The sequence below is a fragment of the Paenibacillus xylanexedens genome, from assembly GCF_007680605.1.
Taxonomy (GTDB): domain Bacteria; phylum Bacillota; class Bacilli; order Paenibacillales; family Paenibacillaceae; genus Paenibacillus; species Paenibacillus xylanexedens_B.
This window is the reverse complement of the sequence record NZ_VEIO01000001.1, coordinates 2,222,826-2,245,114: the sequence shown is the minus strand read 5'-3', so window position 1 is coordinate 2,245,114 and position 22,289 is coordinate 2,222,826. Positions and strand designations below refer to the sequence as shown.

The 22,289-nt window shown below is 47.3% G+C and carries 21 protein-coding genes; 15 read left to right on the top strand and 6 right to left on the bottom strand.

Annotated elements, in window-relative coordinates; translation table 11 throughout:
• The first annotated feature begins 162 nt into the window (after positions 1-162).
• The 4 genes from FS818_RS09895 (at position 163) to FS818_RS09880 (ending at position 2,954) form a co-directional block, all read left to right on the top strand.
• Positions 163-1,206: an SPFH domain-containing protein gene (locus FS818_RS09895; protein WP_145331660.1), complete on the top strand. Its 1,044-nt coding sequence runs from the start codon at positions 163-165 to the stop codon at positions 1,204-1,206.
• On the top strand, positions 1,203-1,406 hold the full coding sequence (locus FS818_RS09890) for a hypothetical protein (RefSeq protein ID WP_145331659.1): 204 nt from the start codon (positions 1,203-1,205) through the stop codon (positions 1,404-1,406). Before FS818_RS09895 ends, FS818_RS09890 begins: the two co-directional genes overlap by 4 nt.
• Complete coding sequence (locus FS818_RS09885) at positions 1,399-2,418, top strand: diacylglycerol kinase catalytic domain-containing protein (RefSeq protein WP_397351732.1); 1,020 nt, start codon at positions 1,399-1,401, stop codon at positions 2,416-2,418. Before FS818_RS09890 ends, FS818_RS09885 begins: the two co-directional genes overlap by 8 nt.
• 194 nt (positions 2,419-2,612) lie before the next feature.
• On the top strand, positions 2,613-2,954 hold the full coding sequence (locus tag FS818_RS09880; RefSeq protein WP_145331658.1) for a cupin domain-containing protein: 342 nt from the start codon (positions 2,613-2,615) through the stop codon (positions 2,952-2,954).
• Between the two features lie 245 nt (positions 2,955-3,199).
• On the opposite strand, the gene FS818_RS09875 is transcribed toward FS818_RS09880, so the two are convergent.
• The 4 genes from FS818_RS09875 to FS818_RS09860 form a co-directional block, all read right to left on the bottom strand.
• Positions 3,200-3,499 carry a metal-sulfur cluster assembly factor gene (locus tag FS818_RS09875; RefSeq protein ID WP_145331657.1) on the bottom strand — a complete coding sequence of 100 codons (300 nt, stop codon included), beginning with the start codon at positions 3,497-3,499 and terminating at the stop codon, positions 3,200-3,202.
• A 25-nt stretch (positions 3,500-3,524) separates the two neighbouring features.
• On the bottom strand, positions 3,525-4,757 hold the full coding sequence (locus tag FS818_RS09870; protein ID WP_145331656.1) for a hypothetical protein: 1,233 nt from the start codon (positions 4,755-4,757) through the stop codon (positions 3,525-3,527).
• Between the two features lie 13 nt (positions 4,758-4,770).
• Positions 4,771-5,424 carry a DUF2249 domain-containing protein gene (locus FS818_RS09865; RefSeq protein WP_145331655.1) on the bottom strand — a complete coding sequence of 218 codons (654 nt, stop codon included), beginning with the start codon at positions 5,422-5,424 and terminating at the stop codon, positions 4,771-4,773.
• A gap of 126 nt (positions 5,425-5,550) precedes the next feature.
• Positions 5,551-5,784, bottom strand: coding sequence for a DUF2249 domain-containing protein (locus FS818_RS09860; RefSeq protein ID WP_145331654.1), 234 nt, complete (start codon positions 5,782-5,784; stop codon positions 5,551-5,553).
• Between the two features lie 325 nt (positions 5,785-6,109).
• Here FS818_RS09860 and moaA point away from each other — a divergent pair, with 325 nt between their 5' ends.
• Genes moaA through FS818_RS09830 form a run of 6 tightly spaced genes read left to right on the top strand, consistent with a single transcriptional unit; the run spans position 6,110 to position 15,245 of the window.
• Positions 6,110-7,111, top strand: a complete 1,002-nt coding sequence (gene moaA, locus FS818_RS09855; RefSeq protein ID WP_145331653.1) for a GTP 3',8-cyclase MoaA — start codon at positions 6,110-6,112, stop codon at positions 7,109-7,111.
• Between the two features lie 41 nt (positions 7,112-7,152).
• On the top strand, positions 7,153-10,869 hold the full coding sequence (locus tag FS818_RS09850) for a nitrate reductase subunit alpha (protein WP_145331652.1): 3,717 nt from the start codon (positions 7,153-7,155) through the stop codon (positions 10,867-10,869).
• Positions 10,859-12,331 carry a nitrate reductase subunit beta gene (gene narH / locus FS818_RS09845; protein WP_145331651.1) on the top strand — a complete coding sequence of 491 codons (1,473 nt, stop codon included), beginning with the start codon at positions 10,859-10,861 and terminating at the stop codon, positions 12,329-12,331. The genes FS818_RS09850 and narH overlap by 11 nt, the downstream gene beginning before the upstream one ends.
• A 17-nt stretch (positions 12,332-12,348) precedes the next feature.
• Positions 12,349-13,005 carry a nitrate reductase molybdenum cofactor assembly chaperone gene (gene narJ, locus FS818_RS09840; protein WP_145331650.1) on the top strand — a complete coding sequence of 219 codons (657 nt, stop codon included), beginning with the start codon at positions 12,349-12,351 and terminating at the stop codon, positions 13,003-13,005.
• Positions 13,006-13,019: 14 nt separating this feature from the next.
• A complete protein-coding gene (narI, locus tag FS818_RS09835) occupies positions 13,020-13,733 on the top strand; it encodes a respiratory nitrate reductase subunit gamma (RefSeq protein WP_145332834.1) in 714 nt (237 codons plus the stop codon).
• Positions 13,734-15,245, top strand: coding sequence for a nitrate/nitrite transporter (locus FS818_RS09830; RefSeq protein WP_145331649.1), 1,512 nt, complete (start codon positions 13,734-13,736; stop codon positions 15,243-15,245).
• Between the two features lie 185 nt (positions 15,246-15,430).
• Here FS818_RS09830 and FS818_RS09825 read toward each other — a convergent pair whose 3' ends face one another.
• Complete coding sequence (locus FS818_RS09825) at positions 15,431-16,132, bottom strand: Crp/Fnr family transcriptional regulator (RefSeq protein ID WP_145331648.1); 702 nt, start codon at positions 16,130-16,132, stop codon at positions 15,431-15,433.
• An 83-nt stretch (positions 16,133-16,215) separates the two neighbouring features.
• Here FS818_RS09825 and FS818_RS09820 point away from each other — a divergent pair, with 83 nt between their 5' ends.
• From FS818_RS09820 to FS818_RS09800, 5 genes are all read left to right on the top strand, one after another.
• Positions 16,216-16,938 carry a YwiC-like family protein gene (locus tag FS818_RS09820; RefSeq protein ID WP_145332833.1) on the top strand — a complete coding sequence of 241 codons (723 nt, stop codon included), beginning with the start codon at positions 16,216-16,218 and terminating at the stop codon, positions 16,936-16,938.
• Positions 16,939-17,416: 478 nt separating this feature from the next.
• Entirely contained in the window at positions 17,417-17,929 is a 513-nt protein-coding gene (locus tag FS818_RS09815) for an RNA polymerase sigma factor (protein WP_145331647.1), read from the top strand.
• Positions 17,929-18,813 (top strand): anti-sigma-V factor RsiV, encoded by an 885-nt coding sequence (rsiV, locus tag FS818_RS09810; protein WP_145331646.1) that lies wholly within the window; start codon positions 17,929-17,931, stop codon positions 18,811-18,813. Before FS818_RS09815 ends, rsiV begins: the two co-directional genes overlap by 1 nt.
• Positions 18,814-19,731: 918 nt before the next feature.
• Positions 19,732-20,727, top strand: a complete 996-nt coding sequence (locus FS818_RS09805) for a glycoside hydrolase family 43 protein (protein ID WP_145331645.1) — start codon at positions 19,732-19,734, stop codon at positions 20,725-20,727.
• A 191-nt stretch (positions 20,728-20,918) separates the two neighbouring features.
• On the top strand, positions 20,919-21,644 hold the full coding sequence (locus FS818_RS09800) for a ZIP family metal transporter (protein ID WP_145331644.1): 726 nt from the start codon (positions 20,919-20,921) through the stop codon (positions 21,642-21,644).
• 153 nt (positions 21,645-21,797) lie between these two features.
• Here FS818_RS09800 and FS818_RS09795 read toward each other — a convergent pair whose 3' ends face one another.
• Entirely contained in the window at positions 21,798-22,223 is a 426-nt protein-coding gene (locus tag FS818_RS09795) for a YlbF/YmcA family competence regulator (protein WP_145331643.1), read from the bottom strand.
• Positions 22,224-22,289: the final 66 nt, after the last annotated feature.

Genomic DNA, 22,289 nt, shown 5'->3' with positions numbered 1-22,289 from the left:
TTAATGAGACGCAAATGACATGTAGAGAAGAAAGGGGTCGAATCCATGATTCGGTCTCTTTTTTCGTATGGAATTCGTTAATGTCGTATTGACAATATCAAGATCATTTGTTATCATTTCGATAATATCAAAACGACATTAATGGGAAATGGGGAATGAGCCATGTTTGGATTCCGATTTGTAAAGTTTCAGCCGAGTGAATATGTAATGAAAGTGAAGAACGGCAGGGTACAACGTGAAGGTGTGGGTTTATCCTTTTATTATTACGAGCCAACGACTTCGGTTGTTGTATTGCCTGTTTCTTCGGTGGATGTGCCGTTTATGTTTGAAGAGATTACAGCGGATTATCAGACGGTTACCGTACAGGGGCAGCTGAGCTATCGCATTATGGATTACAACAAAATTACACAGAGCCTGAATTACACGTATAATTTGCGAAAAAATCAATATATGTCCGACGATCCTCACAAGCTGGATCAGCGGGTGATTACCATTGCAAAAGTGCTCACGAAGAAATATTTGGAGCAGTTGCCGTTAAAAGAAGCGATTCAATCCAGCGAACGGCTCGCCAGCAATATGAAACGAGAAGTCGCACAGCATGAAGAGTTGGAAAAGCTGGGCGTAGAGCTGATGAATCTATCCATTCTGGCTATTTTGCCAAATAAGGAAACGATGCGCGCGTTGGAGGCACAGGCGAGGGAAGAAATTTTAAAACAGGCAGATGAGGCTTTATATGTACGGCGTAATGCTTCGATTGAGCAGGAACGGCGTGTGAAGGAAAATGAACTGAATACCGAGATTGCGGTGGAGACGAAGAAACAACAGATTCGGGAAACTCAATTACAGGCAGAGCGCTCGGTGAAACAGAAGCAGAACGAGATGGAGCAGGAGCAGCTTCAGTTTAATACCGCGATGGAAGAGCGTAAGCAGCAGTTAATCGAGCTCACCATCGCGAATCAGAATGCCGAAGCAGATGCCAAAGCGTATGAGATTGCAGCGGTCATGAATTCGCTACAGCATGTACAGCCGAACGTATTACAGGCCATGGCCAATATGGGCATGAACTCGGATAAACTGATTGCACTTGCGTTCCAGGAACTGGCTGAGAATGCGGGCAAGATCGGGCAACTTAATATTTCACCAGATCTGCTGCAGGGCCTGATGGCACCAGCAGAAGGAAGAGGCAAGGGAGGGGCAACACGATGATTGTTGGATGGGGGAAACAAACCAATCTTACCGCTTCCAGAACACGGGCTATACGATCCAGTCGAGTTAGTCAGAACGTGTCTGACAATCAAGCCACTCTGGTGAAACAAGTCAGTGAGGCCAGTCAAACAGTCAAAAAAACGAACAAAGGTTACCTTCGAGTCAAAGGGAAGGCGGGAGGTGGAATCACAGATGGTTAAAATAAATGAACCCATGAGTGAGCATAAACTGATTTTGGTTAAGCGCAGAACCCGCCTGGAAGAATTGATTGTACGTTACAACACTGTACAGCAAGCTCAGTTTTACATTGAACGTCTTGGTGCTGACTTTAGCGATTACGTCGAAGAAGATCGACGTTACAAGCAATCGATACAGCTTGCACAGCAGCAATTGAGCCAACTTGGACGTGTTCAGATGATTGACCGAGAGCATGTGCCAAACTTTATATTTGGAGAGCAAGATATTGTGGTTGTGGTCGGACAGGATGGTCTGGTTGCCAATACATTGAAATATGTTACCGAGCAGCCTCTCATTGGTGTGAATCCAGATCCGATGCGTTGGGACGGCGTGTTATTACCTTTTACGGTGGAGGATTTAAGCTTCATTGTTCCAGACGTGATTCTTAGACGGCGCGCGCTTAAGGAAGTTACACTCGCCAAAGTTGAGTTAAATGACGGACAGGTGCTGTACGGGGTCAATGATTTATTTATTGGTCGGAAGACACATGTGTCTGCACGTTATGAAGTGCGATTGGGAGCCAAGGTGGAACAGCAATCGTCCAGTGGCATTATTGTATCTACAGGTATGGGATCAACCGGATGGTTCAAGAGTGTGCTGGCTGGTGCTTCAGGTATTGTCCATTCGGCGGCTTGGCAGCAAATAAGCACGGTAGATGGGGAGCGTCTGACCAGTGAAGAACGATCATTTGAAATAACAGGAACGATGCCTGAAAGAGGGGAGAGAAAGAATGAATTTACGTGGGATGCCCCTTATCTGTATTTTACAGTGCGTGAACCGTTCCCAAGCCGAACAACAGCGGCCAATCTTGTGTTTGGACAGATACACGGGAAGCAGCCACTGCACATCGTTTCACAGATGCCGGAGGATGGAGTTATTTTCAGTGACGGGGTAGAGCAGGATTTTCTGGAATTTAACTCGGGTGTGCACGCAACGATTGGTCTGGCAGAGAAGAGAGGGCGCCTGGTGATTTGATCGAGTTTCTTCTATATATAACGTTCATCTCTATTATTTTGATATTTGTATTTGCTCATATATAAAACCAGTGATATTTGAAAATGTAAATCCTAAATCCAAACCTGTGTTTTCTTGATTTGAATCAAGGAGTTGCAGGTTTTTTCACGTTAAGATAAACACATAACCAGAACAAATACAGGAGGATGAATACCATGAGTATCACGTCATTACAAGAAGTTAAAGCCTACAGTACGGAACGTTTCACGAAAAGGGTGTTATCTCAACAAGGAGGCGGTGTAACCTTCGTGCTTCATTTTCTGCCAGGACAACAGCTTCCCGTTCACAAACATCCCGGTGCAGACCTCACGTTGCTCGTCGTTGAAGGCAAGGGTACACTCATTCTGGACGGAGCAGAGCATGAGATTCAGGCAGAAGATGTGGTATCCTGCGGAGGAGAGACGGAATTCGCATTTCATAACACAAGTGATACGGAAGTTCGCTTATTTGTGGTACTGAGTAGAGTGCCGGAAGCTTCTTACGCTAAAGATATCTAATATAAAGAAAAGAACAGAAAAGAACAGAATAAAATAAATAGGTAATCAGTAATTGCAGACTCCGCTAGGGGTCTCTTTTTTTGTGCTGAAAAACAAACACAAAAACGTACCCATGCCCTGATCGATTCAGCACTTGAGTACGTCATTTAGTATCGGTGATTATGTTTATGTTGTTCTTGTTGTCGATTAGATTGCGTTGTTTGGACGTCAATGCTTTGGCCAACATCCTTGATGATCAGCACGGTTTAAAAGTATCCGAGCATTTCTTTGGCTTCTCTGGACATCAGCTGCGGAGACCATTGCGGTTCCCATACCACCTCCACGTCAATATCGGTCTTGTCGGTATTTTCTTGTAAAACCCATTTCACCGCACCAACGATGGTGTCATGTAGCGGACAGCCTGGTGTAGTCAGCGTCATTCGCACCTGAATGCGTTCAGGTTCTTCCTTTACTTCATACACAAGGCCGAGGTCAACGATGTTGACACCAAGCTCGGGGTCATATACTTCTTTTAAATACTCAAGCAATTGTGAGGTCTGTTCCATCTTTTCCACGCTCCAATCCATCTTGTTAACGTCTGAATACCAAGGCGATATTTGAAATATACACGATAGAGATCATAGACAATAATGTTCCGCCAACCATCATCACTTCCGCCAGATCGATTAGAATACCGCTGACTAAGAGCAGACTGGCTGCGACCATCGCAAGTATTCCCCGTTTGATCCTTTTTTCACTTAACATGCCAGCCATGAGAGGAGTGCCTGGACGTCCGGCAAGCTTGCCGTATTTGTGGGTCCACCATAGAAAAGGCACAATTTTGGAAGCATAACCGAGGATCGTCAGAGATACCCAGCCTCCAAGATATACCCAGCCAGTCAGAAGCACAACGCGTGAATCAAGGAGCAGCTCTACATCTTGCGCACTATAGATTAACAGAGCCATGGAATATACGAGCAAGGCACGGCTTACGTAAACCGTCCAGCGGATTCCGGGGCCAGGGTTGCTTTTATGGCGTTTTTCTTGAATTTGTTCCAGATGGTATACGTAACAGATCAGTGCTCCTGTCAAAAGCAAAAGCGCAAACCAGAGTAAGGCTCCTTGGATGCCCGTGAGGAATGCGATTACTCCGATGATAACAGCGGCATTCCACAAGATTAGTACGATTTTTTGAAGTCGGATAGAGAAATCATGGGACAAATAAAACATCGGCAGCATTTTGTAACTGAATCCGGTTATTAACATGCCAAACCACCCAAGGGTTCCCATCCATATATGTGCGCCAAACAATCGTTGATGCAGACCATTCCAGTCGCCAAAAGCAAAATTCAGTCCCATCAGCATGCCGGATAATCCGGTGAGTACAAGGTACAGACAGGCACATGCTGCACTAATCGTCACCGGATTCCATTGTGAAGCCCGGAAGAGGGTGACAGCCATGTTCACGCCAAATAATAAGATGCCGGATAGTGCAATCGTTGCTGAATCTGCAATCCAGATTACATCTGTGCGAGTAAAACCAATCAACATGCCTGTAGCACCGACGGTGAACAAGAAATAGTGACAGTAACCAAGCAATGTACTATATATATTCGTTTGCAAAATGACATGTATCAATTGATAAACGGCACCCATCGCCAGCATGGTGGCCCACCCAAGCACGAACAAATGTGCATGAAACCAGCCTTCGGGTCCCCTCAATTCATCCCCTAGCCAGCCTGTCAATGAGAGCAAGGAGAAGGCGTGATACATTACAAATCCAACGATGCCCGTGATGATAAAAAGAAACGGCAACCTGGACATGGCTTTTGCCCCCTTACCCTTTTTCAATTCTGACTTTGGCTGTGCCATCCGCTTGGTCCTCAACCGTGTAGAGACAACCGAGCTGATTCAGTTCCTCGATCAAAAAAACGGGCACGCGGTCATTATGAATAAGGATAACTTCTCCCGGTTTGCAACGTTCAAGTGCAGCTAATGTGCGCATCATTGGCTGAGGCGGCTCCAGTCCGCGATTGTCGAGTACAATGGTCGGCTCTTTCAGTTCCTCTGTTATGGGCTCATCTGACAAAACCTCGGATGTCGAAGTTTCAGCTATTGCTGGAGGTTGCCCTTCACAGGAAGTTACGGCATTCCCTGAACCCGAATCCTCAATCGACGATGAAGTTAATTCATATCGAGCCAAAGTATGGGATTGAACCGCCGCAGAGACTTTCGCTGCAGCGGTTTTATTTTTTTTATGAACAAATGTGGTCAACCAATGATTGGATTCAAGACGCTCCGATGTACTGGAGTATCCTTTCATTTTCAGAATGCCAAGTAGTGGAGTCGGCTTGAACGGCGCATGCAGGAGCAATACGTCTTCGTGTTTCAGTTCTTTAACGGTAGCCATAATGAGCTGAAAAGGCTCCAGTTTTTTGCTCAGATGAGGGCGTACGTCCAGTTCAACAATATTAACGTCGGTTTCAAGCATGAACGTTCACATCCGTTTCGATGCTGACTGCCGTAGCTGCTTCCGTCTGCTGAACAACCTTGATCGAAGATTCATATAAAACGGCCATTCCTCCGTACTGGTGCGCCATTCCCGTTCAACTCCAATCTATCGTTTAGTGATTTTGACCTGAAACGTTATAGGACCCTGTTCGATATATTCCCAGTCAAAGCCGTCAGGATGTGTCGATTGAAACTGGAAGCGGAGCGGTTTTGGATCGTGATCGTTAACGAGCAACATCGCTTCTTCGGGCTGAAGAGCTTCGAACGTTTCAAAGATGACTTTATGTTTCAAATGAGGTGGATACTCTGTGGCATTAATCGTTGCAACGTATGTGTTCATGGGGCATTCCTCCAGATTGGTATTAGTGTGGTTGTTGCAATTTGATTATAGAAAAGCAGACTGGGGAGCTGTGTGAGCCTGCTCACACCTTTATTTTTTGTCATAATCTCGCCTTATTTGATCTGGAATCCAGTTCGGAAAAGATTTGCGGAGCTTTCGTAAATATGCAACTATGCGTTATGTTTCAGCTCTTGTGATATTTTGCACAGTTAGCAGAGCCGGACATCATTATGCTTAAGCCCATGATTGACAGTACATGTGAGGTAACGAGTGTTTTTCCATCAGCCGATGTCATGACAGCACCCGAGAGAAAGGAGGTACGTGAATGGAATCAAAGCTAATAGACCCGTATGGACGTGTACATGATTACTTGCGTATATCGGTTACGGATCGATGCAATTTGCGTTGTGTGTACTGCATGCCGGAAGAAGGAATGCAGTTTGAACCGACGGAACGTATCCTGTCCTATGAAGAAATTACATCGATTGTCCAGGCACTTGCTCCGCTAGGCATACGGAAATTGAGATTGACCGGCGGAGAACCTCTGGTTCGAAAGGGGCTGGATCAACTGGTTGCCATGTTATCCGCTATTCCGGGGATTGAAGACATTGCATTGACAACCAATGGCATATATTTGGCGGCTCATGCCGAGATGCTGAAAGCTGCAGGTCTGACACGCGTGAACATTAGTCTGGATTCGCTCAAGCCGGAGCGATTTGCGCGTATTACGCGGGGTGGTAAGGTACATCGCGTACTGGAGGGCATCAAAGCCAGTCAGAAGGCTGGATTCAAGCCAATCAAGCTAAACGTTGTACTGATGAAGGGTGTAAATGACGATGAGGTGGAGGATTTTCTACGCATGACGCTGGAAGATCCAATTGATGTTCGTTTTATTGAGTACATGCCTATCGGAGACAGTGGAACCGGTTGGAAGTCGAGTTATTTGCCACTTGAACATGTACTGAACACTTGTGGAGCCAAGTGGAACTACGAAAGATGCGGGGATGTGTACGGCAATGGTCCGGCCGATAGTTACCGGATCGTTGGAGCCGCTGGAACATTCGGTCTGATTCATCCGGTCAGCAGCCATTTCTGCGGTAGCTGTAACAGGCTCCGGTTAACGGCCGACGGTAACATTAAGCCTTGTTTGTACTGGTCGGATGAGTACAATGTTCGCCCGCTCGTTGGTAACGACAAAGCGGTGCAGGATTTATTTTACAAGGCGCTCGGCTCCAAACCCGAAACTCATGACATGGTAAAAGCCTTAAAAGGGCAAGAGATTAACGGAACACCTACGCTGCGGCATATGTCGCAGATTGGAGGATAGGAAGACCAGCATCAACAGGTCACAATTGTGGGAGGACAACAATGAGCAGCAAAAGCATGCCCTGGATGGGCAAACTGAAGTATTTTGCCAAACGTGAAAAAAACGCAGAAGGCTGGAGTGAGATGTCCCCGGTAAACCGGGACTGGGAAGAAGTATATCGCCGTCGTTGGCAACATGATAAAGTGGTGCGTTCTACACACGGCGTGAACTGCACGGGTTCGTGTAGCTGGCAGATTTATGTGAAAGATGGCATCGTGACATGGGAAACACAGGCGACGGACTATCCATCAACCGGACCTGATATGCCCGATTTTGAACCGCGTGGATGTCCGCGTGGAGCAAGCTTCTCATGGTATCTATACAGTCCATTACGTGTGAAACATCCTTACGTGCGTGGTGCGCTCCTTGAAATGTGGCGTGAGGCTCTGAAAACTCAAGGTGATCCAGTAAAAGCATGGTCAAGTATCGCGAATGATCCGGTCAAAGTGAAGAGATACAAATCGGTACGCGGCAAAGGAGGACTGGTTCGCGCGTCATGGGGCGAAGTAACACAGATTATTGCTGCTTCCATGATTCATACGATCAAAGATTACGGCCCTGACCGTATCATTGGGTTCTCCCCGATTCCAGCGATGTCCATGGTCAGTTACGCTGCAGGATCACGTTTCTTATCGCTAGTCGGTTCACCGCTGCTCAGTTTCTATGACTGGTACGCGGATTTGCCGCCGGCATCTCCGCAAATCTGGGGAGATCAGACCGACGTGCCGGAGAGCAGCGACTGGTATAACTCTGGATACATTTTGGTCTGGGGTTCCAATCTGCCGATGACCCGTACGCCGGATGCCCACTTCTTGGCAGAAGCACGGTATAAAGGAACCAAAGTGGTATCCATCAGTCCGGATTATGCGGAGTATGTGAAGTTTGCAGACACATGGATGTCCGTAAAACAAGGTACAGATGGCGCGCTTGCCATGGCAATGGGACACATTATCCTGAAAGAATTTTATCTGGATCATCCTACAGATTACTTCATGTCCTATGCGAAGCAATATACGGACTTTCCGAATTTATTGATTGTCGAAGAAAAGAATGGCGTAAACATTGCAGGCCGTTTCTTGCTAGGGGAAGACCTGGGCATCCAGGGCAACAACATGGCATGGAAGACCCTTGTATATGACGAAAATACGGCATCTTATGCGATTCCAAAAGGCAGTATGGGCTTCCGCTGGGGTGAAGAAGGTACATGGAATCTCAAAATGGAGCAGGTGGATACCGGCGAGCCGATCGATCCAAGACTTTCCATGCTCGGTGTGCACCATGATCTCGTAACCGTGCAACTGCCTTACTTCGATGACGAAGGAAGTCACGTAATGGAACGTCAAATCCCGGTTCGCCGCATCTGGGTTGATGATCGCTGGATTACGGTTACGTCGGTATACGATCTCGTGCTGGCGAAGTACGGGGTTGACCGTGAAATGACTTGTTCAGCAGACTCTAATGAAATCGTTGCAGGCGTCGTTCTGGAAACGGAAGAGGATAAACCATTTACACCGGCTTGGCAGGAAAAAATCACCCGGGTTGACCGGGATACCGTCGTTCAGATCGCACGTGAATTTGCACAAAATGCCGTCGATACACAGGGACGCTCCATGATTATTATGGGTGCGGGGATCAACCACTGGTACAACTCCGATGTCATCTATCGTGCCATTATCAACCTGCTTTTGATGACTGGCTGTCAAGGTGTCAATGGCGGCGGCTGGGCCCACTATGTAGGTCAGGAGAAACTGCGTCCGGCGGAAGGCTGGCAGACGATTGCGTTTGCCCGTGACTGGAGCGGACCTGCCCGTCTGCAGAACGGAACATCATTCTTCTATTTTGCAACAGATCAATGGAGATATGAGGAGACTAAGGTCGGAGAGCTGACCTCGGCACTTGAGGGTGATTCGCGCTTCGAGCACGTTGCTGACTATAATGTTATGGCTGCACGCATGGGCTGGCTTCCATCTTATCCGCAATTTAACCGCAATTCGATTGATTTGCATCAGGATGCACTGGATGCGGGAGCAAAAACGAATGAAGAGATCGGGGCTTACGTGGCATCCGAATTGCAAAATAAAAATCTGAAATTCTCCATTGAACAGCCTGATGACCCGGCGAACTTCCCGCGTGTGCTGTTTGTCTGGAGAGCAAACTTGATCTCAAGCTCAGGCAAGGGACATGAGTATTTCCTCAAGCATTTGCTTGGTGCCACGAACGGATTGCTGAATGATGATGATCTGGGACTTCGTCCAGAGCATGTGGAGTGGGTGGAACATGCTCCGGAAGGCAAGCTGGATCTTATGGTCAATATGGACTTCCGGATGGCGGGTACAGCAATGTATTCCGATATCGTACTTCCAGCAGCCACGTGGTATGAAAAAAGCGATCTGAGCAGTACGGATATGCACCCGTTTGTGCATCCATTCAACCCGGCAGTAGCCACACAGTGGGAATCCCGCTCCGACTGGGATACGTTCAAGGAGATTGCTCGTGTGTTCTCCGACATGGCTGCACAGCAATTTGACGGACCGCAGAAGGAGATTTTGACTACACCGCTGTTGCATGATTCACCGGATGAACTCGCGCAGCCGTATGGTGAGATCAAAGACTGGAGTGCTGGAGAATGTGAAGCTATTCCGGGCAAAACGATGCCGCATATTCAGGTCGTGGAACGTGACTATGCTGCGGTTTACAACAAAATGATCAGCCTCGGGCCTAATGTGAAGGATAAACCGATTGGTACGAAGGGTATCTCATGGTCTGCAACCGAGGAGTATGAGAAGTTGAAAGGCATTCTTGGTGTTAACCGAAAAGATGGTATTGGACAAGGATGTCCAGATCTGAGTACAGATCGTAACGTCGCTGAAGCAATTCTGACGCTGTCTACCACCACAAATGGCAAGATGGCTGTACGTGCGTGGGAGTCGCTTGAGAAGAAGACGGCACTTCACTTGAAGGATCTGGCAGAAGAGCGCTCGGAGGAGTGTTTCACGTTTGACGAGATTACGTCAAAACCGAAAACAGTCATTACATCGCCTGCATTCAGCGGATCGGAAAAAGGCGGACGGCGGTATTCACCGTTTACAACCAACGTGGAACGTCTGATTCCATGGCGTACATTAACGGGCAGACAGCAATTCTATATCGACCATGCGATGTTGCGTGAGTTCGGTGAGACGCTGGCGACCTTCAAACCGATTTTGAAACATACACCGTTCCATCCAAACAGTAAACGTCCGATTGAGGGCGGCAAAGAAATCGTGCTGAACTACATGACACCACATAATAAATGGTCCATTCACAGTATGTACTATGATGCACAGCCGATGTTGACCTTGTTCCGTGGTGGTCCAACGATCTGGATGAATCATGAAGATGCTGAGGACGCCGGTCTGGCGGATAATGACTGGATCGAATGTTTCAACCGTAACGGGGTCGTTGTGGCAAGAGCAGTCGTTACACACCGGATTCCGCGCGGAGTAGCCTTTATGTATCACGCTCAGGACCGTCACATTAACGTTCCGGGTACGAAAATTTCACAGACACGCGGTGGTACGCATAACAGTCCAACTCGTATTCACGTGAAACCAACACATATGATCGGTGGTTATGCCCAGTTAAGTTATGGTTTCAACTATTATGGCCCGACAGGCAACCAGCGTGACCTGAACGTCATCATTAGAAAACTGCAGGAGGTGGATTGGCTTGAAGATTAAAGCACAAGTCAGTATGGTCATGAACCTGGATAAATGTATCGGATGCCATACATGCAGCGTTACATGCAAAAACACCTGGACGAATCGTCCAGGTGCAGAGTACATGTATTTTAACAATGTCGAAACGAAACCAGGTGTCGGTTATCCGAAACAGTGGGAGGATCAGGAGCGTTATCGCGGCGGCTGGGAGATGAAAAATGGCAAGTTGGAGCTGAAATCCGGTACACGTGCTAGACGTTTGCTTAACATTTTCCACAACCCGGATCAACCAACGATTGACGACTACTACGAGCCTTGGACTTATGATTACGAAAAACTGACCAACAGTCCGGAGAAAAAACACCAGCCGGTCGCAAGACCGAAATCCCAAATCACCGGAGAGTACATGAAACTGGAATGGGGTCCAAACTGGGAAGATGACCTCGCCGGTGCTCATATAACGGGGATGGAAGACCCGAACATGAAAGGTGTCGAGGAATCGATCAAAATGGATTTTGAACAGGTATTTATGATGTACCTGCCGCGAATCTGTGAACACTGTCTGAACCCGTCTTGCGTGTCCTCTTGTCCGTCGGGTGCCATGTACAAACGGGAAGAGGACGGTATCGTACTGGTCGACCAGAATGCTTGTCGAGCATGGAGATTCTGCGTATCCAGTTGCCCTTACAAAAAAGTATATTTCAACTGGCAGACGAACAAAGCCGAGAAATGTACACTATGCTTCCCGCGGATTGAAGCGGGTCTGCCAACGATCTGCTCCGAAACTTGCGTCGGACGTATCCGCTATATCGGTCTGATGCTCTATGATGCAGACCGCATTGAAGCGGCGGCATCGGTTGAGAATGAAAAGGATCTGTATGAGTCGCAAATGGATGTTTTCCTTGATCCGAATGATCCTGAAGTCATCCGTGAAGCAAGGGCAGCAGGCATTCCAGAGGATTGGATTATAGCAGCGCAGCAGTCCCCGATCTACAAAATGGTGATTGACTGGAAGATCGCACTGCCGCTTCACCCTGAATACCGCACAATGCCAATGGTATGGTATATTCCGCCGCTGAGCCCGATCACGAACCGGGTAGAAGGCCAAGGAAGTTCGCTCGAAGCAAACGATATTTTCCCGGCGATTGATAACATGCGTATTCCTGTTGAATACCTGGCAAACCTGCTTACTGCTGGAGATACAGGACGTATTCGTGAAGTACTGCGCAAAATGGCTGTCATGCGGATTCATATGCGTAACCAGCAAACCGGCAAAACAAGTGAGTCCGACCTGCTGGATATGGTAGGCATGAGTGCGCAGGAAGTTGAAGATATGTACCGTCTGCTCGCTATAGCGAAATACGATGATCGTTTTGTGATCCCACCAGCTCACCGTGAGGAAGTGGCGGATCTCTTCAGTGAACAAGGCAGCTGCGGTCTTGACTTTGCAGGCGGCCCGGGTTCTTGCGGCGTATTCTCATAGGAGAGGAGACAACAACGATGACAATTGATATCGATCCAGAACCAATCGTAAAGCCGGTGTACGACACGGAAACAAGACGAATGGTCTGCAAACTGATCTCCTATCTGCTGCAATATCCAGATACCGAGTGGAGAGAGGGATTACATGGCGTACAGGAAGCTGTTCATTCAATCTCTGATGAAAAAGTGAAGCAGACCGTGTTAACCTTCATCAGTAGTGCGCAGGCTTTAGATGCTATTCGGTGGCAGGACGCTTATGTTCGTTCGTTTGACTTTGATAAAAAATCGAATCTCTATCTCACCTATGCTTTGTATGGCGATGAGAGGGATCGCGGGCCAGCACTAATTGATTTGAAGCGCAGATATGAAGCGGCTGGTTTCTATATGGAAGCTACCGAACTCCCGGATTACTTGCCCATGGTGCTTGAATTCATTGCCGAGGCTCCTGAGCAAGATGCCATTGGAGTTCTGGATAGTTGCCATAAAGCACTGGTATCGATGACCGAAAGCATTGCAGGACAAAACAGTCCATACGGGCCGCTCCTTACGCTGATGTTACAGGTGATACCCGAGCCGTCAGTTTCGGACGTACCTGAACTAAGCAAAGAAGAACAGAAACAACCGCTTGGCGGTCTGAACGAGATCGTTGAGCTGATGAGGAGGGGCAGTCGGTGAGTACACTGGAATTCATGTTATGGGGTGCTCTCCCGTATATGGTCATCGTGTTTTGTATCACGGCGACCATCTGGAGATATGTAACCAATCCGTTTAGTTGGACATCCAAATCAAGTGAGATGCTGGAGAAACGGTTGCTACGATGGGGAAGTTTACTCTTCCACATCGGCATTTTCGCCGTCATCTGCGGACATATTGCAGGTTTGCTAGTACCTATCGAATTTTACCACTGGATCGGTCTGAGTGACGAAGCCTATCATATGGGCGCTGTGTTCGGCGGATTACCGGCAGGAATTATTGCATTTGCCGGTTTGGTTATTTTGTTGGTACGCCGCTATACGGCTCGTAGAGTGCGCGCAACAAGCAGCGCTGGGGATTGGTTAGCCCTCGCCATGTTGATCATTGTTATCGTGACTGGCATTCTGGCAACATCCGCTAATGCGGTAAACCACAGTGGGTTTGATTATCGTACAACAATTAATCCATGGCTGCGCGGACTTCTGGTCTTCCAACCTGATCCGGCTCTAATGCAAACTGTGCCAATGAACTTCAAAGTTCATATCTTACTTACATTTGTGCTGTACTGTGTGTTCCCATTCACACGCCTCGTTCACATGCTGAGTATGCCTCTCGGCTATCTCAGACGTAGCTACGTGCTGTATCGCAGAAGAGACGGAGCCGTGTATCCGAATCAGAATCAAGAACAAAATAAGGAAAGGGCGATGTAAATGCAGCAAAAAGGTAAAGTTCAACTGCCCTTGCAAACCGCAAGTCTGATTCTCGGTTTCATGGTATGGGTGATTCTGTCATCACTCATGCCTTTCATTAAAGAAGACATCGTACTTACGTCATCACAGCTGGCTTGGGCAACGGCCATTCCGGTATTGATCGGTTCGGTTGCCCGTATTCCGATTGGGTATTGGACGAACCGCTACGGGGCACGTAACATTTTCATGATCAGCTTTGTATTGTTACTCGCTCCAGTATGGTGGGTAAGCCGCGCAACATCTTTCAGTGATCTGGTCATTGGGGGATTTTTCCTCGGGATCGGTGGAGCTGTGTTCTCTGTTGGAGTAACCTCGTTACCGAAGTATTATCCCCAAGAGCGTCACGGTTTTGTTAACGGGATCTATGGTATTGGTAACCTGGGTACGGCGCTTTCGGCGTTTGGAGCTCCTTTGGTTGCTGCTCAAGTGGGTTGGTCCAAGACCGTATTATTTTACAGTATTCTTTTAATTGGTATGGCGGCACTCAACTTTGCTTTGGGAGACAAAAAAGAAACACGTGTCACGCTTCCTCTGATGCAGCAGCTAAAAGAAGTATCACGCAATAATAAACTGTGGCTCTTGTGTCTTTTTTATTTCCTAACGTTTGGTTCATTCGTGGCGTTCACCGTCTACTTGCCGAATTTCCTGGTAACCAATTTCCAGATGGATAAGGTTGATGCCGGACTTCGCACCGCAGGATTCATCCTGGTCGCAACAATTATGCGTCCGGTTGGCGGATGGCTGGGTGACAAATTTAATCCGTTCAAAATATTAATGTTTGTATTTGGCGGATTGACGGTAGCGGCGATTGTGTTATCTTTCGCGCCATCCTTCTATATCTATACAGTGGGCTGTCTGACTGTAGCGCTTTGCGCGGGGACAGGTAACGGTACGATTTTCAAATTGGTGCCAATGTATTTCGTTAAACAAGCAGGTATCGCGAATGGTATGATCTCAGCTATGGGTGGTTTGGGTGGTTTCTTTCCTCCATTGATGCTGACACTGTTGTACAGTATGACAGGGCATTATGCGATTGGATTCATGGCGTTATCCCAGGTTGCACTGGTAAGTCTCGTGCTTGTCATCTGGATGTTCTATCAGGAGAAACTTCAATTGTCTGCCAGCATTTTAGAGAATACGATTGAAGCGATTCTGGTGACGGATACGAACAGTATTATTCGTTCTGTGAATCCAGCCTTCACGGCAGTTACAGGTTATACGGCTGAAGAAGCGGTCGGACAGAAGCCAAGCATGCTGAAATCAGGCAAGCAGGATAAAAAGTTCTATGATCAGTTGTGGCAGGAACTGCGTGACAAAGGATACTGGCAGGGAGAGATCTGGAACCGGAAGAAAAACGGTGAGGTCTATCAGGAATGGCTTAGTATTACAGCGATTCGTAATGAAGCTGGGGAAGTCAAATATTACGCCGGTATGTTCAGTGACATGAGTAAACCCGATCTTACGATTGCCTGAGCGAATCACATAAACGGAACAGGTTTTGTAAAAGTGATCCAACATACAGCAAGAGACCTTAACTTGATTTACAGTAGTTAAGGTCTCTTTTTGCCCAAGTAGCAGTCTCCATACTCGGATAGAAGAAGAGGAAAGAAGCAAGAAGAAAGAATAAGCAAAATGCATGTAGCGCCTTATCGTTATGCTCAGGCGTCTCGTTGCTCCTTTAAAGCCTGCAGGTTATGAATGATGATGCGACTACGATCAACCTCAAGCAACTCATCTTTCGCAAGCTGGTTCAGCAGTCGATTGGCTGTCTCCCTTGTTGTTCCTATGGAATTGGCAAATTCCTGGTGGGTCACGGGCAGATTAATGACAATCTTATCTGCTTGTTTCTGACCATGCTGCTCTGCCAGCATGAGAAGAAAGGAGAGCACACGATTACGCACATCCTGACCGGAAAGCACTTGTAATTTGTCTTGTAATTCTCGTATTTTATCGCCAAGTACACGCATGATTTTGATGGCAATCGAAGGTGTGCTGAGCATAAGACGTTCAAAATGCCGGACGGGAATCGCTAGCAGGCTTGTCGGCGTGATCGCAACAGCGGTAGCGGGATAGGGATGCGCATTGAAAAATCCGGTATGTGGGAACATATCTCCTGTTTTGAGAAAGGAGACAATCTGTTCATGTCCGTTCTCGTCTGTTTTGTACGCTTTGACAATGCCGGTACGGATGAAAAACACCGCTTCTTTTTCACTGCCTTCACTAAAGATCACTGTTTTTTTGCTGATGCTGCGGGATATGGCGATTTCTTCAACTTGTTTCAACTCTTCAGGGCTGAGATCCTGAAAAATAGGGAATTGCTGCAGGAATTCTGCTGCGTTTTCTTTATTTATACGGGTCATACGAGTTCATCCTCTCTAAAGCTCTAATTTTGTAATGATAAATCGGATAGGAGGTTATGATTGAATTGAAAATCAACGCAAGTATGAACCTAAAATCAATCGTTATCCCTCATGAGCACGGTGGGTGGGCGATGGTCAGTGTGCCTTTCCTCGTAGGTGTGGCGGCAAGTAGCCCCCAGTGGCTTCATGTGCCTCTGTTCATAGCCTGGCTTGGCCTATATCTGACCGCATATCCTTTGCTACAGTCGCTCAAACGAAACGCGAATCGGCATCGCTTATATACATGGGCCGCCATATACGGCACGGTAGCTTTGGTCTGTCTTATACCGGCCGTCGTTGGGCAATCCTCGCTGTTATGGTTTGGACCTGTGCTGGTAGGACTACTCCTGGTTAACATCTGGCATGTGAGACATAAGGCAGAAAGGTCACTGACCAATGACCTTTGTGCGATGCTAGTGTTCTCCCTTGGCGGAGCAGCAGCTTATTTAATTGGCAGTGGTGAATGGGATTATGGCATGCTGATCGTTGTATTATTTTCCTTTTTACATTTTACGGGAAGTACGTTCTTTGTGAAATCCGTCTTTCGGGAACGCAACAATCCTCGCTGGATCAGGTTGTCACGTCTTGTGCATGTTATACTGCTATTCATTCCGGCTATCGTTGGGTATCCATGGATGGGGCTGGCCTTCGTCTATTCTGCTGCGAGAGCGTTTCGATATGCAGGTCAAACGCTACGTCCTATGAAGGTGGGCATCATTGAGATCATTGGAGCGGTGCAGTTCCTGCTCTGGTTCATCCTGCTATAAATCACATCATGTTATCATAACGTGATTTAAGTCTACATCAGGTGACATAGGTCACATCGTCATCGGATTGACATGGAATGATGCTGAACGTTTACCAACCATGAAGACATGTCAAGGGACAAGAAGTTGTTCCCATTACCGATTAGATGAAATAGAGTATATCTCTAAAAAGCAGATGAAGACTAGGTCAAAACGGGTTAGTATCTGTTGCTACAAAAGTTCGTTTGGCTTCGAGGGCATAATTCCGCATTACATATCCGAGAATATGAAAGTGAATAAAATGAGCTCAGGACCCCGGTGAAGCTGGGGTCTTTTATTTGTTACGCGGCTTGATTGGCCCGCCAATTCGCAGAAAAAATCACGGTGGCTGAAATTTTTTGTTGAAAATCAAACTTTTCGAACAACTTGCCCGTCTTGCTTCCGTAAGACAATTGCAATTGATGGTTGCCCGCGCGGGCCCAAAGGAGTGTCTGATTAAATGAGAGTCGGCCGGAAGCTGGAAAAGCTTCTAATCCAATGCATCACTGAAAACCAGGAAAGGGCGTATCGACTGGCTTACAGCTATGTTCGTAACAAAGAAGATGCCCTTGACATCGTACAGGATGCCATCCACAAAGCGTTCATGTCCATCGAAAACCTGAAGAATACGGGTTCATTAAAGAGCTGGTTTTTCCGGATTATTGTGACAACGTCCCTGGATTTCATACGAAAACAGAAGAAGATCCAAATCATGGACGAAGAAAAACTGGAGGTTGTGTTGCCAAACAGCCAAGACCATTATACCGATCTGGATCTGGCAAAATCACTGGATGAGCTACCGGAAAAATACCGGATATTGATTATCCTCCGCTTTTTTGAAGATATGAAGATCGAAGAAATTGCCGAAGTGCTTAACGAGAATCTCAGTACCGTGAAAACAAGGCTCTATCAAGGACTGCAGAAGCTTCGGGTGAATATGAGCGAGGAAGATGAAGAAGAGGAGAGACGATAATGCATAACAAGCTCGATAGGATGAAGCAGGAGTATGAGTCCATTCCTATTCCCGATGAATTAAATCAGATGGTGAACAGAACGATCGCCTCCCGGCGAACAAAAATAAAGGCGATGCCCTGGCTCGCAAGCGCTGCGGCTGCCTGCATCCTGCTGTTTGTCAGCGTAAACGCCAGCCCGGCCTTCGCCAAGACGCTGTCTGAAGTTCCGGTGCTCGGGCAGATTGTCAAGGTGATCACCATCCGGGAATATACCGAACAGAACGAAAAGACCGATGTGCATCTTAAAACGCCCGGCATTGCCGGCACCGGCGATCCTGAATTGGAACAGTCCCTAAATACCAAGTATCTGGAGGAAAATAAGAAGCTGTATGAGGGCTTCAAGGATAAAGTAGCCCAACTGGAAAAAGCCGGAGGTGGGCATCTCGCGCTGGAAAGCGGCTATGAAGTCGTCACCGATACGGATCGGCTTCTGACTCTCTCCCGTTATGTCGTCGAATCAGCCGGATCCTCCGCCGAATCCCGCAATTACGATACGATCGACAAAGTCAACCATATCGTTATCACGCTGCCGAGCCTCTTCAGCGATGACCGCTATATTCAAGTGATCAGCGACAATATAAAAGAGCAAATGCGTCAGCAGATGAAGGATGACCCAAGCAAGGTTTATTGGGTTCATCAGCCGGGGATCGAGCCGGATATACCGGAGGATGATCTGTTCCACAACATCGCGAAAGACCAGAATTTCTACATTAATCGGGACGGCAAGCTGGTCATCAGCTTCGATGAATACGACGTGGCGCCCGGCTCTATGGGCGTTGTCGAGTTTACGATTCCGACGGAGGCGATCCAGAACTTGCTCATCAGCAACAAATATGTCCAATAAAAGCTGTTTTGCTCCCGTAATCTCTCTTTAGCGAACTGTGCGGGTACGCATTTTGGAAATCAACGACACGAGCCCCATCTAAGAGAGCAGAAAATTGCCTCTAGTGAGCCCGCTCGATAATGATCCCAACCGACTAAATCTTATTTAATCACCAGGAGGTAATTACAATGAAAACGATGCAATATAAAACAAATTGGACCAAAACCTTAGCCGTTGCCGGCTTGGCAGGCATTCTGAGGGTGTCCGCTTCCGGCATGAGTTTCCGACTGAAATTCTGAATTTGAAGGTCATCGAAGACAAGCACGGTCAGATCACGATCTCTCACGCAGGAAATTAAACAACGCGCTTTGCTCCTTCTGCACGCACTCATATTTGATTACAGCAAAAGGCCGCCCGCAATCATTTGCGTCAGCGGTCTTTTGATCTTGGTCTTAAGGCATGCATAGAGGGTAAAAAAAGGCCTCTGACAGAACTGTATCGAACATAATCTAAAAAATAGATTCAGCTACAAAAAACGAGCGATTGGTGCATATTTCCAGTATAATCGAATAGGGGAAATTGTACATTTTTTCGGGGGAAGATCTTTAGTATGAGTATAGGAAAGAACAAGCAGAGCTAGTACAATTACATTAGATATTGTAAGCGCTTGCTTCTATTTCAAAGGGAGGTACGATGCATTCAAAGAATTACCTTAATCCCGTAATCGCCGGATATTTGAGCGCTATTTCCGGACCGAGGGCGGGAAGTCCTATACGCTGGACGATGAGGCGCCTCCCATGTTCGCCTGCCTCAGCCAGTACCATCTCATAATGGAGACGGGCTTTGTCCTGAACTTCACCCCTCGGACAACGGTACAGATAACGCCAGCCCTGCTTATTACGAAGGATTCTATTATTCCAATACCAAAGGAGATGCCTTATGAATCAACAACATTTACCTAAGCCCCACCAGCCGCTCGTAACCCACATCTTCACTGCGGACCCGTCCGCCCATGTCTACGAGGGCAAAATCTACATCTATCCTTCCCATGACCTCGATCATGACGAGCCGAGCAACGATAATGGTGACCAGTATAAAATGGAAGACTATCATGTGCTCTCGATGGACAATTTCGATTCCCCGGTGGTCGACCACGGCGAAGCGTTGCATCTGAGAGATATTCCGTGGGCTTCCAAGCAGCTCTGGGCTCCGGATGCCGCTTATAAGAACAATACCTATTACCTGTTCTTCCCGGCACGTGATCATGACGACATCTTCCGACTGGGAGTGGCAACATCGGAGTCTCCAGCAGGGCCGTTCACGCCGCAGCCGAATTACATGGAAGGCAGCTTCAGTATCGATCCGGCCGTACTGGTGGATGACGACAATCAGTCATACATCTATTTCGGCGGACTCTGGGGCGGCCAGCTGGAGAAATGGCAGACCGGAAGCTTCGTGCCAGATGCAGAAGGACCTGCTCCTGACCAGCCGGCGCTTGGACCGCAAGTTGCCCTGCTTAGCGAAGACATGCTGTCCTTCCAGGGTAAACCTGCCGAGATATCGATTGTCGATGAAGACGGGAATCCAATTCTGGCCGGGGATGAGGAACGGAGATATTTTGAAGGCCCATGGATGCATAAATATAACGGCTATTACTACCTTTCCTACTCTACAGGAAGCACGCATAAGCTCGTATATGCGATCGGCAAGAACCCGATGGGGCCATTCACGTTCAAGGGTGAGATTCTCTCTCCGGTTATCGGCTGGACAACCCACCATTCCATTGTGCAAGTTGAAGACAAGTGGTATCTGTTCTATCACGACAGCTCCCTGTCGGAAGGCGTCAACCACAAGCGCTGCGTTAAATATTCCGAGCTGAAATACAACGAAGACGGCACGATCCAGAAGATCAATCCTTATCCGGATGCCGAGTAAGCCGGCGGGTTAGCTCAATCAGATCAGATTACAAGATACGGCATGACATGAGGCAGCTCCTGACGGGGCTGCTTTCTTAGCATACAGCGCAGTTTGAACATAAAATCCATTGAAGCAGGTGATTGTTTTTAATCTGCCATTCCGGGTTAATGTGAGATAAAACAATCCGAAACAAGGGAGGGCTTACCCGAATGTGGACTGCATTGATGTGGGGCGGCATTTCCGCCTCGGCGGTTGTAATTGGAGCCCTTGCCGCATTGTTCATGAAGATTCCCAAAAAGGCTATCGGCTGGATTATGGCATTTGGAACAGGCACGCTGATTGGTGCAGCAACGTTTGAACTTCTTGGAGATGCATTGAATGATGGAGGCATGTTGCCAACCGCGATTGGTTTTACCGCAGGAGCTGTGGTGTACACCTTGTTTGATTGGCTGATCTCAGCCAAAGGCGGGTCTGATCGGAAACGTTCCAGCAAGAAGGATTCAAGCCAGCAAAGCGGGCTCGGTATATTCGCAGGAACAGTGATGGATGCCATTCCCGAATCGATCATGCTGGGTGCCAGTTTGCTGGCCGGTAAAGGAGTCAGTGTGGTGCTGGTGGTATCGATCTTTGTCAGTAATATTCCTGAAGGTTTATCGAGTACAGTTGGACTGAAGAATAGTAAATATAGCAAAGGTAAAATTCTATTGATGTGGCTGGGTGTATTACTGATTTCTGCACTTGCCGCTTTAGGCGGATATCTGTTCCTGGAGCAACTTCCTAAGGAGATGGGAGCAGCGATTGGTGCTTTTGCCGGAGGGGGCATTATAGCCATGCTTTGTTCTACGATGATGCCTGAGGCTTTTGAAGAAGGAGGCCCTGTGGTAGGGTTAATCGCATCGATGGGACTGCTGGTGTCCTTGTTGCTGGATATTTAGTTTGGGGTGTGCTCTGGAACATCATATAAAACTCTGAGATCGTATCCAACCGAAGTCTGGATCTATCAAAGCAAAAGAGTATCCTCATCAGTTCAATTCTGAATGGGATACTCTTTTCTTATAGATTGACGAAGTTTCAACTTTAAATTGAAATTAATGACCCGAGCAGCTTCCACCGCAGCCACAGGTTTCCTTACCTAGTTCTTTGGCTTCTGGCAGTCGATTCAATTCAACGGATTTTGTAAAATAGTGGCTGATCTGCTGGTGCAATTGGCTGAACTCACGCTGTGCATAAATAAATCTGCGAATCAGCGGATGATCGTAGAGCGCACGTTCTTCTTCTTCATAGATTTTGATCTCCGATTCGAGCAACTCCATATTTTGACGTTCTTTCTCTTCGAGTGCCTGATGTTTCTCCATGAAGCGTTCATACTGCTCTGTCGCTTGTTCATCTGCGGCAAATTGGTCGATCATCTCACGCATCTCTTTGTAGCCTTCATCCTGTAACAATAGGGAGCAAAGCTCCTGCATTTTATGCATAATGAGTTGTTTGTCCAATTTAACAACGGTAGTCGTCATAAGGTTAGCCTCCTGAAAATTCTCTTCTTGTTAATCACTTTATAATGTAAATCAGACGTTCACTGT